Here is a 12,095-nt window from a genome sequence, read left to right as displayed (position 1 = left end):
GGCTCGAGTCGGGGACGGGTCGGGAACGGGTCGGAAATCTAATCCGCGCCGAGACGCTCTCTTCTCGTATGTGCGATATCGCCGATAGGAAACGAGCCGCGAGTTCGAGCGGGGGTCCCGACCCGAACGCACGTGATCGGGACTCCGCGGACCCGGACCGGCGAGCCGAACACGGAATCGACGGTCGCGAACGGTCGGGCCACGGGGGGGATCGATGAGTCAGCCCCAGTCGGGTCCCAGCGATCGGCCCTGGGACGACGTTTCCCGGTTTCCCACGTTCGTCGACCACCTCGAGGACGAGGGGGCCTTTTCCGTCCGAGAGATCGTCGACAACCTGGACGTGGAGATCCCCGTCGACGGGATCGTCTACCACGATCGTGGCATTCGCGTGCCGGGTTACGACGCGACGTTCGTCCACGAACCGTCGCGGAGCCGTCCCGCCTTCAGCCTCGAGGTCGACACCGTCGGCCCGCGAAACGCCTGGGCGGTGTTCGACGCCCAACTGGGCTGGGACCTCTATCTCCTCCAGACCGACGACGTCGCCGCGCTCGCGTGGGTCAGCGACGAGGAGTACAAGACCGAGGAAGTGACGCTGTTCGACTCGAAACACGACGCCCTCGCGGCGGGCCGGTTCTCCTTCGGCGTCTTCTGTTACTCGGGGTCGGCCTGGCAGGAACGGGTCGAACGCATCCAGCGGACGAACGCCCCAGCGTATCTCAAACGTGACGACGGAACGCCCGTGATCCCCCAGTCTCCCTCGGAGTTTTACGACTACATCGGGTCGACGGCGACCGAACTCCGCAAGGACGGCGGCGGCGCACCGCCGTATCTCGGAATTCTCGAACTCGAGGTTTCGATCGACTGATACGGGCTGCTATCCGTCTGGCCGCGTCGGTCGACACCCGGCCGGATCGCTCGGCCGGCCGTCTTGTAGACACAAACTACCTTACGGCTGGGTGATGAATCGATCCTTCGAGAGATGATACCGCCGATCGCGAACCGCTTCGTCGCGGGGGAGTCCCCGGCGACGGCACTCGAGCACGTCCGCCGACTCAACGAGCGCGACGTCGCCGGGATCGTCAACCTGCTCGGCGAACACTACGAGACGCGCCCGCCGGTCCGCTCGGACGCGGCGGAGTACCGTGCGCTTGCCCGCGACATCGCCGCGTCGGATCTCGAGGCGACGCTGTCGGTCAAGCCGTCGCAGTTGGGACTGGACCTCGGGGAGGACGTGTTCCGCGAGACGCTCGCGGACGTCGTCGACGTCGCCGCCGACCGGGACGTCTTCGTCTGGATCGATATGGAAGACCACACGACGACCGACGCGACCCTCGACGCCTTCGAGGACCTCGTCACCGAACACGGCGGTGGGATCGGCGTCTGTGTCCAGGCGAACCTCCGGCGGACCCGCGACGACGTCAAGCGACTCGCGGACGTTCCGGGACGGGTCCGGTTCGTCAAAGGCGCCTACGACGAGCCGGCCGCCGTCGCCTATCAGGACGCCGACCGGGTCGATCGGGAGTACGAGGCGTTGCTCGAGTACGCTTTCGCCCACTACGACGGAGGCATTGCGGTCGCCAGTCACGACCCCGCGATGATCGACGTCGCGATCGAACTCCACGAGGAACACGACACGCCGTTCGAGATCCAGATGCTCATGGGCGTTCGAGAAGCGGCCCAGTACGATCTGGCCGCAGAGTACCCCGTTTCCCAGTACGCTCCCTTCGGTGATCGGTGGCTCTCGTACTTCTACCGACGGATGACCGAACGGACGGCAAACGTTCGATTCGCCCTCCGTGCCCTCCTCGATCGGTAAAGGGAAGGGCTCATTAGCCCTTAGTGTGAGTTGCCGTACATGGCTTCGTGGAAGCGGGATTTCGCGAGTGGGCTGATCGTCCTCGGCCCGATTCTCGTCACTCTCTACGTCATCTACTGGCTCTACGGCATCATCGCCGGTCTCACTCCCGGCCTCATTCTCGAGCCGGAAGCCCTCGAGCCGCTGGTGCCGGGCGACGGCTCGCAGGCCCAGCAGACACGCGAGCAACTCGCCCAGTTCCTCCGGGTCGTCGTCGCGTTGACGGTCTTTACCATCCTCACGTTCTCCGTGGGCTATCTCATGCGGACGACCATCGGTGGTCTCGTCGAACGGGTCGTCGACAACGTCGCCAACCGCGTCCCGGTGATGCGGGTCGTCTACAACGCCTCGAAGATGGCCGCCGAAACCGCCTTCGGCGAACAGGATTCGTTACAAAAGCCGGTCAAACTCGAGACCTGGAACGGGCTCCGGATGACGGCGTTCAAGACGGGAAAAACGACCGACGACGGCCGTGAAGTATTGTTTCTGCCGACCTCTCCGAACATCACCACTGGCTTCGTTATCGAGGTCGAATCCGACCGAATCACCGAACTCGACGAGGACGTCGAAGACGCCCTCACGCGGGTCTTGAGCGCCGGCTTCGGCGATGCGAACCGAAATCGGAGCATGGACGCGGGGGTCTCGATCGACGTCGTCGACGAGGCCAAGACCAAGCGACTCGAGGACGGGAACGCAGAGCGAAGCGACGACGATTGATACCGTTCTCGAGGATCAGCCTCAGAACAGAACGTATTTAATACGAAAATTCAACAATCAAATTATGTCTGCTGGTACGTCGTGGATACGACTGCCCATTGTTCACGCGCTCGTCGTGATATTTCTCGTTGCCCCGCTCGTTTGGTACGGAATACTGTTCTCGGGGACCGTGTTTGGTGTCCCAGCAGTGTGGCTCGCTCTGAATTTGTACCTCGTGTACCTGGTCTACAGGGTGGTCGTCGGTGTCGAACGAATCGCGTTCGAAGCCTAACCTGTCACATCGTCTGACAGCACTAGTGTGTGCGTTCACCGCATCCGTCCGATGACTGCTGTCAAATAGTATTACACACCCTGGCTCATCAGGTGGCTGCGCAGGACGTCGCCCTCCTTGTTCCCCGCTGCTGTATTGACGATGACGACCGTCTCGTCGCCGTCGAACGCGCCGCGTTCGGCGAGTTCCCAGGCGCCGCTTGCAGCCGCGGCCGGACTCGGCGCCATCTCGAGGCCCGCGTGTTTGGCGACCTGGACGCCGGCCTCGAGGATGTCCGAGTCCTCGGTAGCGACCGCGCCGCCGTCGGTCTCGCGGACGGCCTCGAGGACCTGCGGACTCGCTGGCGGGTCGGCGATCTCGAGTTCGCCACAGATCGTATCCGGCGTCTCGACTGGCTCGTGTGCGTCGCGGTCGGCGTCGACTGCCTCGACGATGGGCGCACAGCCGTCGGCCTGTGTAGCGTACAGCGACGGGCGCTCGTCGACCAGACCGATCTCACGGAGCTCCGTCGCGGCCTTGTACGCGCCGACGATGCCGACGCCCAGTCCCGTCGGGTAACAGACCACGTCGGGTACCTCCCACTCGAGTTCCTCGACGATCTCGTACAGCGTCGTCTTGGCGCCTTCGTGTCGGTAGGGCGTCTCGAACGGCTGTAACGAGTACCAGTCGTCGTGTTCGCCCATCGCCTCCTCGTAGGCGCCGACGGCGTCGTCGAACCGACCGCCGACGACGTTCATGTCGCCGCCGTGGACGTTGATCATCGCCTTGTTCGTAAAGCTCGCACGCGAGGGGACGTAGACGTGGGATTCAAAGCCCGCGCGACCGGCGTAGGCGGCGGCCGCCTGTCCGTCGTTGCCCGTCGAGGCGAGTGCGACCTCGTCTGCGCCGTGTTGTGTGGCGGCTGTCACGGCGATCGACTGCCCACGGTCGGTCGTCGATCCCGTCGGGTTTCGGCCGTCGTCTTTGATGAGGACGCGTTCGACGCCGAGTTCGTCGACCAGGTCGGGACAGTCGACCAGCGCGGTCGCGCCCTCGTCGGTGGTCACCGCCGACTCGCGTGTAAACGGGAGCAGTTCCTCGTAGCGCCACATCGAGTCGAACGGGCGGGATGCGAGGGTCTCGCGGTCGAGGTCGATCGCGTCGTAGTCGTAGGTCGGATCGAGAAAGCCATCGCAGTCCGGACAGCGGTGGGATACGTCCGCGGCGTCGTACGTTCCGCCGCAGTCGACACACTCGAGGCCGGCGAAGGCGTCCGTCGTCTCCATAGACGACTGTTCGCGGGGGCGAACTAATGGTTGTTCATCGGTTGATCGCTTTTCGTCGGCCGACGATGGGACGACGCGCCGGCATAGAGAGGTCGCGCCGAAACCGACCGGCAGCGCTTCGCATCAGACGACGGGTCGTTCGGTCGACGACTCGTCCGACGCCTCCTCGAGCGAGACGGGATGGAGATCAGCCCAGGTCCGGCCGATGACGTAGTAGGCGCTGACGAGCGCGTAGAACGTCACGATCGCACCCAGGCCGGCACCGACGACCGGGACCTCGCCGAGCAGACCAGCGACGATCGAACCGACGAGGACGATCCCGAGTGCCTGCAGCCAGCCGACCGCGTACGTGCTCGTCGTGAGGCTCGGACGCAACGCGTCGACCTCGAAGGCGGCACCGAGTCGCCGTTCGGTCGCGAATCGTGCCAGCGCACCGGGGACAGTGTAGGCTACGGCGAGTGCGAGCGCGACCACCAGGAGACCGCTGGCCACGAGCGCAGCGGCGCCGACGGCTCCCGGCTCCCCGCCGGTCGCGAGCAGGACACCCCCGGATAGGAAGGCTCCCACGACGGCGGGAATCAGTGCGTACGCGAGGAGTATCGCGACCGTTTTCACACCGTCGATTGTCAACACACGCCAGTCGCCGAACGTCGGTGGGTCGACGCTCCCCTGGCTGGTTCGCTCGAGCACCCGGACGACGTACCCCCAGACGAAAAAGAGGGGGAGTACCAGGAAACTCGTCAGTACGAATAGGCCGCCGATGATCGTGGTCGTCCAAACGTCGTCGCTGTCTTTCAGGTAGGTAAGTGCGTCGGATAGCATCGTCTCGTCCTCGACCGACTGCCGTCTCCGGTTCGGTCGTTTTATTATACGCCTGACACCTATATAAAGCCGCGTTGCGTCCGAATTCCTGACTGTAGCGGGTGTCTCGTGGCGATATCCGAACGTCTCGAGAACGGAGAGTACAGAACGCTGATCGATGCCCCCGGCGCGACCGCTGGACGGGTCACGGTCGCGTCGGAACTGTCCGATAGAGTACGAAAGTGGAAGTCGACTACGGGCCACGCGACTGCGATCGCCAATCGTCGGCGTTCGGAGCCGCCGACGATGAAGCACTCGTTGGCCCGTTCAGGCCCGCAGACGCGTCGCTACCGACCGTCTCGATCCGAAGTAGTGAAACGAGAAACCGTTAGTTGTCGCCGGCCTTCGACTGCCACTCGTAGTCTCGTCGCTTGGACGATTTGCCGAAGCCACACGCGGAACAGACCTTCTTCTTAGTGTGGTAAGACTTCTCACCGCAGCGACGACATTTGGTGTGCGTCGTCTTGTTCTTCTTTCCTTGGCTTGGGGTTCCTGCGCCAGTCATGGAGTGATCGAAACGACGTTATCGCCGCGTATAATCGTTGTGTCTTCGACCGGCGCTTCGTCTTCGACTCCCCCTTCCGGAATCGCTACGTCCTCGAGCACGAGGTTCATGTGCTGGTCGTAGCCGGCGAGTTCGCCGACGTACTCGTCGCCACTCTTGAGTCGTACCGTAACGCGTTCGCCAAGTGACGCCTCGAGGACGTCCAGCGGTCGTCCACTCATACGAAAGACCGCAGGTGATGGACACTTAATCGTACCGGTACTGGCTCCACAGAACCGTCTCGAACCGAACGTTGCGGTGATCGCCGCCCGCTCGCTGTCGACGCGTGACGGTCGGCAAACAGTATAAGTATCTAGTCGGTGAACCACCGGTATGGGCGATACGAAGTTCACCCTCATCGAGTTGCATCTGGACGGCGACACACAGTTCGGACTCGGCTCGCTCGGTACCGCGCTCCCGTTCGGTTCGGGCGCCGAGGAGTCCGAGGAATCGCCAGAGTACGAAACCGAGACCGAAATCGACGTCGACGAACCGGAAGACGAGGAGTCGAGCAGTAAGGCCATAGGCGCCGTCGTCGCGCTCGTCACGCTGGTCGCCATCGCTGCGGCCGCCAAGAAGTTCCGCGGCGGCGACGAGGACGAACTCGAGGAAGAAGAGCCGGACGTCATCGTCAACTGATACGGTCTCCTGTACGTCGTTACCGGCGCAACCGCGACCCTGACTGCGGTTGCGCCGGTAAATCGTTACAGCAATCCGTATGAGACGGTCTCCTGTCGTCACGTCCCGCCGATCGTCGACCTCGTTCCGGCGCGACTGCCGGAGGTTGTGATCGCGCGGCACCGACGGACAGCGGCCTGGGAAAGCGACCCGGCGTCCGACGGTGAGACCGACCGACGGCGATCCGAGCCGAACCCTTTTGCGCTTGCTGCCCGTATTCGTATCCGTGAATCTCTATCGCAGCGCCCGGGCCGTTGCCGGGGCGTCCGGTGACGATATGATCGACTGGCAGTCGGCCGCCGACGCCGCGAAGGCGGTGACCGATCCCGGCTCGCTCGAGCTCGAGCCGGGCGAACGCGAAGCCTACGCCCGCGACGTCCGCGAGGCACGCGATGCCGTGCGATCGGTCTCCGGCGCGGAGTTCGACGTCCCCGACACGGTCGAGATCCAGAACCGCCACCACTGGATCGACGCCAACATCGCGACTTTCGAGCGCGTGATGGGGACACTAGAGCAACAGGTCCCACAAGGGGCGTTCCCTGGCGTCGCTCGAACGATCAACACGGGGACGATGACCGTCTTGCTCGCGTTCCTCGGCCGAAACGTCCTCGGGCAGTACGATCCGCTCTTGCTCGCTGAAACGCCCGAGGACGACCACGCGCTCTACTTCGTCCGTCCGAACATCCTGAAAGCGGCCGAGAAACTCGAGGTCGATCCCGACCGGTTCCGCCGGTGGATCGCCTTCCACGAGGTCACCCACGCCGCGGAGTTCGGCGCCGCGCCGTGGCTCTCCGACCATCTCGAGACGCGCATGGAGGAGGGGATCGCGACGCTGTCGGAGGGGTCGTTCGACCGCGAGGCGTTTCGCGAACTGGACGCGGCGATGACCGTCGTCGAAGGGTATGCCGAACTCCTGATGGACCACGCCTTCGACGACGAGTACGCGGACCTGCGGCGAAAACTCGACGCGCGCCGACAGGGACGAGGACCGATCCAGCAGCTGTTCCGCCGACTGCTCGGGCTTGGCCTCAAGGAACGACAGTACGAGCGGGGCAAGGAGTTCTTCGAGACCGTCACCGAGGAACGCGACCTCGAGACGGCGGGTCTCGTCTGGGAGGGTCCGGAGAACCTCCCGACCCAGGACGAACTCGACGCGCCCACGATGTGGCTCCAGCGTGTCGACCGGTAACTGCCGGTGCTGATCTGTCGTCTCGATATCACTCGAGGATCCAGACCAGATACCACAGCAACGCGCCGCCAGCGAGGAGTCCACCGACGGCTGCCAGCCCGACGACGGCCAGCGAAGCGCCGCCCTGAAGTGCCATCATCCCCCCGGAGAGCCCGACGAGTACGACGAACGCGACTTTGACTCGATCCGACGGACTCGTCAACGCACTCGAGCGGACGGAGCCGCGGCCGCGGCGACTGGGATCCCGACCGGAGCCGCGGCTCATAGCTCGTCGGCCGTACTGACGTGCATCACGGCGAACTGCCACGCGGGGGCGCGTTCGTCGTCGGTCCGGCGGACGAGCGTCCCGCTCCAGCGCGTCTCGAAGCGGTTCCGATCGCCGGATTCGGTGTCGGTCCAGGCCATCGTTACGCTGTCGGCGAACGTAGCGACCCCATCGCGTTCCGTAACGACGAGGTGGCCGCTCTCGACGGCCCACTCGGCGGTCGTCTCCGTCTGTGTCTGCAATGCGTTGCTGACCTCTTCGAAACCGAACAGCGCCTCGCTAATCCCGAATTTCACCGTCGACTCGTCCTCGAGGAAGTACGGTGCGAGCGGGTCGCCCTCGCGGAGCGCGTCGTAGTAGTCGTGGACGACGGATTCGGCGCGGTCGCTCATGGGCCATCCGTCGACGGCTGCGCTCAAAGGCCCACCGGCCGCAAACGCAGGGGAAGCCAGCCCCACAGTGACCGACCGCCATCCCGACTGCCCGCGGTAGACACACTTGCGTTGCAGTTGCAGCGCAAACTTCCAATGGAACGGTTTCCGGAGTACGGACCGGATCCGACCTATGACCACGCGCTCACAGCGCCGTGTGACCGACGAGCGATCGAAAACGGCGTTCGATCCGACTGCGTCGGAGCGACGAACGAATCTCGGCCGATGGGAACGTGCGGCGTCGGCGGCGATCGGCGCTGCGTTGGTGGTACGCGGGGCAAGGCGTCGCTCGCTCGGCGGTGTGGCGTCCGCGACCGTCGGCGCCGCGTTGCTCACCCGCGGTGTTACCGGCCACAGCCGACTCTACGAGCGACTCGAGAGCGACACCGTCTCGGGACACGAACGGCCGGGATCGGAGCGGCCGGTCCGTGGCCCGGCGGTCGAACGGACGATCACCGTCGGCGAGAGCGCCGACGAACTCGAGACCTACTGGCGCGATCCGGAGCATTTGACCCGACTCGTCGGTCCGTTCGCGGACGTCTCGTCAGTCGGCGGTGAAGACCGACGCCACTACTGGCAGGTCGACGGCCCGCTAGGTCGGCCGCTCGAGTGGGAGACGAAACTCGTCGACAGCGAGCCCGGAGAGTACATGCGCTGGGAGACGCTCGAGGACGCACCAATTCCCTACACCGCGACGATCCAGTTCGAACCGGCGCCCGACGACCGAGGGACGGCGGTCTCACTCCGGGTCGAGTACGAGCCGCCGGGTGGGGCGTTCGGCGACGCGACGATGCAGCGTCTCGGGATCGTCCCGGCGACGCTCGCCGGCGAGGCGCTTCAACGGTGTAAGAGTCTCGTCGAGACCGGCGAGATCCCATCGATCGAGCGGAATCCGTCCGGTCGCGGATCGGGCGATCTGCTCTGATACGGACTGCTGTCGTCACTCGGCCGTATCCTCGTCGAGCGGGCTGTCCGTTCCGGGTCCGTCCTCGAGCGCGAGTATCGACTCCACGGCGTGGGCTGTTCCCGGATAATAAAAAAGATCGGTGTGGCGATCGCCGGGTGTTGATTACACGTTTCCGGCGATCACATGAACCCTCGATCGACCTCGTCAGTCTCGATCAGGTCCTCGAGTTCGGCGTCGAGCAGTTCGTCGGCCTCCTCGAATCGGTCCGAGAGGTCCTCGAGTTCGTCGGGGCGGTCGTACTGGTCGTACTCCATCGGCCCGAACGCGGGGCTCTCGATTGCGTCCATGACGTCGTCGAACAGGTCCTGTGGCCGGGTCGGTGCGTCCGCGTGGGTCTCGAGGACCGTCTCCAGACGCTGAGAGAGCGTCTCGGCTTGTGCTTCGTCTTCCGGCGGCGACTGAACGGCAAAGCGCCCGCCTGCGTCCTCCTGGGGGAGAAACGAGCCGATCTCGTCGTCGAGATTACGAGCGACGCGCGTGCCGACGCCTTTGACCTCGAAGGGGTTCTTCGCGTAGGTCTTCAAGAAGAAGACCCCGGCGGCTGGATGCGCGAGGTACATGTCTTCGCCGACGCCGCCGGCTCGATCACCGGCGACGGCGCGCCAGTCCTCCGGCTCGACGTCCCGATCGGTGACGTCCTCGAGTATGTCCTGCCACTCGCGAATCCGCATACGTAATCGTTGTACTGCGGGTAGAATGAACGTATCGGTCCGCACGAACGACGGACTGTTCGTCTCGTCCGAGCGATTCGAGTCGAACCGAAAGGGATACCTTCGCTCCCCAGGCACAAGGAGTAACCGACGTTTGATCATGTCCGGCCGCCAACCGTTCTCGCTCGTCGAACTGTTTCTCGCGACACCCGCCAAAAGCACCCTGCTTGCGTTTGGTCCTCTCGTGCTGGCGCTCGGACAGCTCGGGAACAGCTACGTTAACGGAATCTCGCCCGCAGTTTCGGCCGGATTTGCCGTCGTTATGATCGCTTTCGCCGTCGTCGCGATGCGTCATCACGCCGCCGAACACCGGCTCCGACGGCTCGAGGACGAACTCGAGTCGGAGTTCGGACCGACCCGTTAGCGTGGCTCGAGCCGATCAGGCCCGCGTCGAGTCGGTCGCCACGCTCCGCGCCTCGCGTGCGTCGTAGGCGTTGTATCCGGCCAGTGCCGCGATGAGCAGCCCGGACCCGAGCGTACTCCAGAACGGACTCTCGGTCAGCCCGAGCCCTGCCGGCATTTCGAACAGCGCGGGGGCGATGATCAGCCAGACGCCCAGCAGCGCGATCAGTCCCGAGACGCCGACGCTGATCGGCATGTCGTTCGAGACCCGGTAGTAGTTGTAGCCGGCGGCGACGACGACGGCAGCGCCGACGAGGACGTTGTTCCAGAACGCCGCCTGCGAGACGTCGTAGATGGCGATGACGGAGAGGGCGACCCACGCGCCGATGATGGCGATGATCGCACTGAAGATGGGGATCTTCCGGCGGCGTTCCTCGCTTGCCACTTGCGTCGAATCGTCGCGGCGATCGCGTCCGGGATCGTCCCGGTCACCGACGCCGGTCCCCGAGTCGACGTCGTCGGACGGCGCTCGGTTCTCGTCGCCGACGTCACCGGCTCCTCCGCCCGTCGATTCACGATCGCGGTCGTCCCTGCTCGGGTCACTCATGACGGCCTACGGTCCGGTTCACGCGGGCAAAAGCGTCGCCGACTGTTCCACTCCGGGACGCGGTTCGACTCGAGTAATCCGAGCTTACGAGGCGTCGCTCGAACTGAATCGCCCGCTGACCCGGTCTCGAGTCCGTCAGCCGGCCGTTCGCACAAAGCAAGAGTAATGGGGAAAAGCAATCGAGACACAGGCTAATGAGCGATTGTCTCGTCTACGAGGCCTCGGTCCTCTTTGCAGTTATCACGGGGACGAGTGCGACGCTTCTCTCGTTGCTGCTGTGGTCTGTCTTTCGTCGCACGCCGATCGGAACGCTCGTGTTTGGGCTCTTGTTGGTGATGTCGCTGTTTACCGTCCAGAACGGACTCGTTTTGCTCGTCGGCTGTGACGTCCCGTTCGTACGGCTTCTCAAAAGCGGAATCAATACGAGCGTTCTCGTCCTCGTGGCGCTGCTCTTCCTGACGCTTCACGACTTCGGAGGGGGAACGTGACCGACCACTCGGTACTCGTCGCGTACGATCTCTTCGTCGGGGTGTTGGCCAGCCTCGTCCTCTGTCTCCTCCTGTATCGGAACCGAGTCCAGCTTCGATCCCGGCCGCCGATCGCCGTCTCGTTCGTCGGACTGTTTCTGTTCGTCCTCGCCGATCCGCTCGTACAGCTGACGTATCGTCCGGCGATTCACTTCGTCCACGGTCTGGCTGCGCTGCTCGTCGCGTACGGGCTCTACGATCCGATGCACAACCGTCTCCGACGGACGGAGTGGTCGGTCTTTCTCTGTACCGACCCGAACGCGATCCGATCGCCACCGGAATGGATGACGCCGATGGACGGGCACATCCTTCAGACACTCGAGACCGCCGGGCTCGTGCTCACGCCGTCGCTGATCGCCCGGAACATCGATCGGAGTCGTGGGGCGGTCAGTCGTCGATTGAACGAGTTAGCCGAGCACGGACTCGTCAAACGGGTCGACCGCGGCAAGTACGAGATCACGGACCGCGGGAGACGGTATCTCGAGGGCGAGCCGATCGAGGACGGGGACTGATACGGACTGCTGTCCCGCTATGTCGCCGATCGGCGGGACGTGACAACGGGAGACCGTATGACACCTCGACGCCCGATGAACTGGATGTAAACTGTTTCTAATAGTTTTAGCTCGTGAAATGGTTCCCCTCGCGGCGTAGTATGAGCGTGACGTTCCAGTGTGACGGTCGCTCGAGCTGTCGTGTCGCTCGATCGAAATACCGGCTTTCGAACGGTCGTTCAGCGGGTTACGGATTCGTGATGGAGATCGATCCCTGTCACAACCACTGAACTCACACAACACGTCGGTACTATCACATCTATAATAAATACCGCAGCCAGCCCTCCGTCGACTATGATGCAGGCTCGCGTACTT

18 protein-coding genes are annotated in these 12,095 nt (G+C 64.1%); 10 read left to right on the top strand and 8 right to left on the bottom strand.

What is annotated here, in order from left to right; all coding sequences use genetic code 11:
• Nucleotides 1-214 precede the first annotated feature (214 nt).
• The 4 genes from RBH26_RS03290 (at nt 215) to RBH26_RS03275 (ending at nt 2,843) form a co-directional block, all read left to right on the top strand.
• Complete coding sequence (locus RBH26_RS03290; RefSeq protein ID WP_306756523.1) at nt 215-865, top strand: hypothetical protein; 651 nt, start codon at nt 215-217, stop codon at nt 863-865.
• 114 nt (nt 866-979) lie between these two features.
• Nucleotides 980-1,816: a proline dehydrogenase family protein gene (locus RBH26_RS03285; RefSeq protein ID WP_306756522.1), complete on the top strand. Its 837-nt coding sequence runs from the start codon at nt 980-982 to the stop codon at nt 1,814-1,816.
• Between the two features lie 39 nt (nt 1,817-1,855).
• Complete coding sequence (locus RBH26_RS03280) at nt 1,856-2,572, top strand: DUF502 domain-containing protein (protein WP_306756521.1); 717 nt, start codon at nt 1,856-1,858, stop codon at nt 2,570-2,572.
• Nucleotides 2,573-2,636: 64 nt separating this feature from the next.
• Nucleotides 2,637-2,843, top strand: a complete 207-nt coding sequence (locus RBH26_RS03275) for a hypothetical protein (protein ID WP_306756520.1) — start codon at nt 2,637-2,639, stop codon at nt 2,841-2,843.
• A gap of 71 nt (nt 2,844-2,914) precedes the next feature.
• Here the strand turns inward: RBH26_RS03275 and RBH26_RS03270 are convergent, their stop codons facing one another.
• The 4 genes from RBH26_RS03270 to RBH26_RS03255 form a co-directional block, all read right to left on the bottom strand.
• Nucleotides 2,915-4,108 carry a threonine synthase gene (locus RBH26_RS03270; RefSeq protein ID WP_306756519.1) on the bottom strand — a complete coding sequence of 398 codons (1,194 nt, stop codon included), beginning with the start codon at nt 4,106-4,108 and terminating at the stop codon, nt 2,915-2,917.
• Nucleotides 4,109-4,231: 123 nt separating this feature from the next.
• Nucleotides 4,232-4,930 (bottom strand): DUF4013 domain-containing protein, encoded by a 699-nt coding sequence (locus RBH26_RS03265; protein WP_306756518.1) that lies wholly within the window; start codon nt 4,928-4,930, stop codon nt 4,232-4,234.
• A gap of 367 nt (nt 4,931-5,297) precedes the next feature.
• Nucleotides 5,298-5,474 (bottom strand): 50S ribosomal protein L37e, encoded by a 177-nt coding sequence (locus RBH26_RS03260; protein WP_306756517.1) that lies wholly within the window; start codon nt 5,472-5,474, stop codon nt 5,298-5,300.
• Nucleotides 5,471-5,695: an LSM domain-containing protein gene (locus RBH26_RS03255; RefSeq protein WP_306756516.1), complete on the bottom strand. Its 225-nt coding sequence runs from the start codon at nt 5,693-5,695 to the stop codon at nt 5,471-5,473. Before RBH26_RS03255 ends, RBH26_RS03260 begins: the two co-directional genes overlap by 4 nt.
• Nucleotides 5,696-5,846: 151 nt before the next feature.
• Between RBH26_RS03255 and RBH26_RS03250 the strand changes: the two genes are divergently transcribed.
• Nucleotides 5,847-6,152 (top strand): hypothetical protein, encoded by a 306-nt coding sequence (locus RBH26_RS03250; protein ID WP_306756515.1) that lies wholly within the window; start codon nt 5,847-5,849, stop codon nt 6,150-6,152.
• A gap of 265 nt (nt 6,153-6,417) precedes the next feature.
• Nucleotides 6,418-7,380, top strand: a complete 963-nt coding sequence (locus RBH26_RS03245; protein WP_306756514.1) for a zinc-dependent metalloprotease — start codon at nt 6,418-6,420, stop codon at nt 7,378-7,380.
• Nucleotides 7,381-7,408: 28 nt separating this feature from the next.
• Here the strand turns inward: RBH26_RS03245 and RBH26_RS03240 are convergent, their stop codons facing one another.
• Nucleotides 7,409-7,645 (bottom strand): hypothetical protein, encoded by a 237-nt coding sequence (locus tag RBH26_RS03240; RefSeq protein WP_306756513.1) that lies wholly within the window; start codon nt 7,643-7,645, stop codon nt 7,409-7,411.
• Nucleotides 7,642-8,037: a nuclear transport factor 2 family protein gene (locus tag RBH26_RS03235; protein ID WP_306756512.1), complete on the bottom strand. Its 396-nt coding sequence runs from the start codon at nt 8,035-8,037 to the stop codon at nt 7,642-7,644. The genes RBH26_RS03240 and RBH26_RS03235 overlap by 4 nt, the downstream gene beginning before the upstream one ends.
• 172 nt (nt 8,038-8,209) lie before the next feature.
• On the opposite strand from RBH26_RS03235, the gene RBH26_RS03230 reads away from it, so the two are divergent.
• Entirely contained in the window at nt 8,210-9,001 is a 792-nt protein-coding gene (locus RBH26_RS03230) for an SRPBCC family protein (RefSeq protein WP_306756511.1), read from the top strand.
• 161 nt (nt 9,002-9,162) lie between these two features.
• Here RBH26_RS03230 and RBH26_RS03225 read toward each other — a convergent pair whose 3' ends face one another.
• Nucleotides 9,163-9,714 carry a hypothetical protein gene (locus RBH26_RS03225; RefSeq protein WP_306756509.1) on the bottom strand — a complete coding sequence of 184 codons (552 nt, stop codon included), beginning with the start codon at nt 9,712-9,714 and terminating at the stop codon, nt 9,163-9,165.
• Between the two features lie 139 nt (nt 9,715-9,853).
• On the opposite strand from RBH26_RS03225, the gene RBH26_RS03220 reads away from it, so the two are divergent.
• The gene (locus RBH26_RS03220; protein ID WP_306756508.1) at nt 9,854-10,117 is read left to right on the top strand and encodes a hypothetical protein; all 264 of its coding nucleotides are present in this window, start codon (nt 9,854-9,856) and stop codon (nt 10,115-10,117) included.
• Between the two features lie 15 nt (nt 10,118-10,132).
• Here the strand turns inward: RBH26_RS03220 and RBH26_RS03215 are convergent, their stop codons facing one another.
• Entirely contained in the window at nt 10,133-10,702 is a 570-nt protein-coding gene (locus RBH26_RS03215) for a hypothetical protein (protein ID WP_306756507.1), read from the bottom strand.
• 194 nt (nt 10,703-10,896) lie between these two features.
• Here RBH26_RS03215 and RBH26_RS03210 point away from each other — a divergent pair, with 194 nt between their 5' ends.
• Both RBH26_RS03210 and RBH26_RS03205 read left to right on the top strand, forming a co-directional pair.
• Nucleotides 10,897-11,190, top strand: a complete 294-nt coding sequence (locus RBH26_RS03210; RefSeq protein WP_306756506.1) for a hypothetical protein — start codon at nt 10,897-10,899, stop codon at nt 11,188-11,190.
• Nucleotides 11,187-11,741: a MarR family transcriptional regulator gene (locus tag RBH26_RS03205; RefSeq protein WP_306756505.1), complete on the top strand. Its 555-nt coding sequence runs from the start codon at nt 11,187-11,189 to the stop codon at nt 11,739-11,741. Before RBH26_RS03210 ends, RBH26_RS03205 begins: the two co-directional genes overlap by 4 nt.
• Nucleotides 11,742-12,095 lie beyond the last annotated feature (354 nt).

The organism is Natronolimnohabitans sp. A-GB9 (assembly GCF_030848565.1).
Classification (GTDB): domain Archaea; phylum Halobacteriota; class Halobacteria; order Halobacteriales; family Natrialbaceae; genus Natronolimnohabitans.
The sequence above is the reverse complement of the archived record's forward strand: the minus strand, read 5'-3'. Positions and strand labels throughout refer to the sequence as shown.

Excerpts from the sequence above, each read along its gene's own strand:
- RBH26_RS03290 (WP_306756523.1), top strand. The coding sequence starts at position 215 with ATGAGTCAGCCCCAGTCGGGTCCCAGCGATCGGCCCTGGGACGACGTT.
- RBH26_RS03285 (WP_306756522.1), top strand. The coding sequence starts at position 980 with ATGATACCGCCGATCGCGAACCGCTTCGTCGCGGGGGAGTCCCCGGCG.
- RBH26_RS03280 (WP_306756521.1), top strand. The coding sequence starts at position 1,856 with ATGGCTTCGTGGAAGCGGGATTTCGCGAGTGGGCTGATCGTCCTCGGC.
- RBH26_RS03275 (WP_306756520.1), top strand. The coding sequence starts at position 2,637 with ATGTCTGCTGGTACGTCGTGGATACGACTGCCCATTGTTCACGCGCTC.
- RBH26_RS03270 (WP_306756519.1), bottom strand. The coding sequence starts at position 4,108 with ATGGAGACGACGGACGCCTTCGCCGGCCTCGAGTGTGTCGACTGCGGC.
- RBH26_RS03265 (WP_306756518.1), bottom strand. The coding sequence starts at position 4,930 with ATGCTATCCGACGCACTTACCTACCTGAAAGACAGCGACGACGTTTGG.
- RBH26_RS03260 (WP_306756517.1), bottom strand. The coding sequence starts at position 5,474 with ATGACTGGCGCAGGAACCCCAAGCCAAGGAAAGAAGAACAAGACGACG.
- RBH26_RS03255 (WP_306756516.1), bottom strand. The coding sequence starts at position 5,695 with ATGAGTGGACGACCGCTGGACGTCCTCGAGGCGTCACTTGGCGAACGC.
- RBH26_RS03250 (WP_306756515.1), top strand. The coding sequence starts at position 5,847 with ATGGGCGATACGAAGTTCACCCTCATCGAGTTGCATCTGGACGGCGAC.
- RBH26_RS03240 (WP_306756513.1), bottom strand. The coding sequence starts at position 7,645 with ATGAGCCGCGGCTCCGGTCGGGATCCCAGTCGCCGCGGCCGCGGCTCC.
- RBH26_RS03235 (WP_306756512.1), bottom strand. The coding sequence starts at position 8,037 with ATGAGCGACCGCGCCGAATCCGTCGTCCACGACTACTACGACGCGCTC.
- RBH26_RS03230 (WP_306756511.1), top strand. The coding sequence starts at position 8,210 with ATGACCACGCGCTCACAGCGCCGTGTGACCGACGAGCGATCGAAAACG.
- RBH26_RS03225 (WP_306756509.1), bottom strand. The coding sequence starts at position 9,714 with ATGCGGATTCGCGAGTGGCAGGACATACTCGAGGACGTCACCGATCGG.
- RBH26_RS03220 (WP_306756508.1), top strand. The coding sequence starts at position 9,854 with ATGTCCGGCCGCCAACCGTTCTCGCTCGTCGAACTGTTTCTCGCGACA.
- RBH26_RS03215 (WP_306756507.1), bottom strand. The coding sequence starts at position 10,702 with ATGAGTGACCCGAGCAGGGACGACCGCGATCGTGAATCGACGGGCGGA.
- RBH26_RS03210 (WP_306756506.1), top strand. The coding sequence starts at position 10,897 with ATGAGCGATTGTCTCGTCTACGAGGCCTCGGTCCTCTTTGCAGTTATC.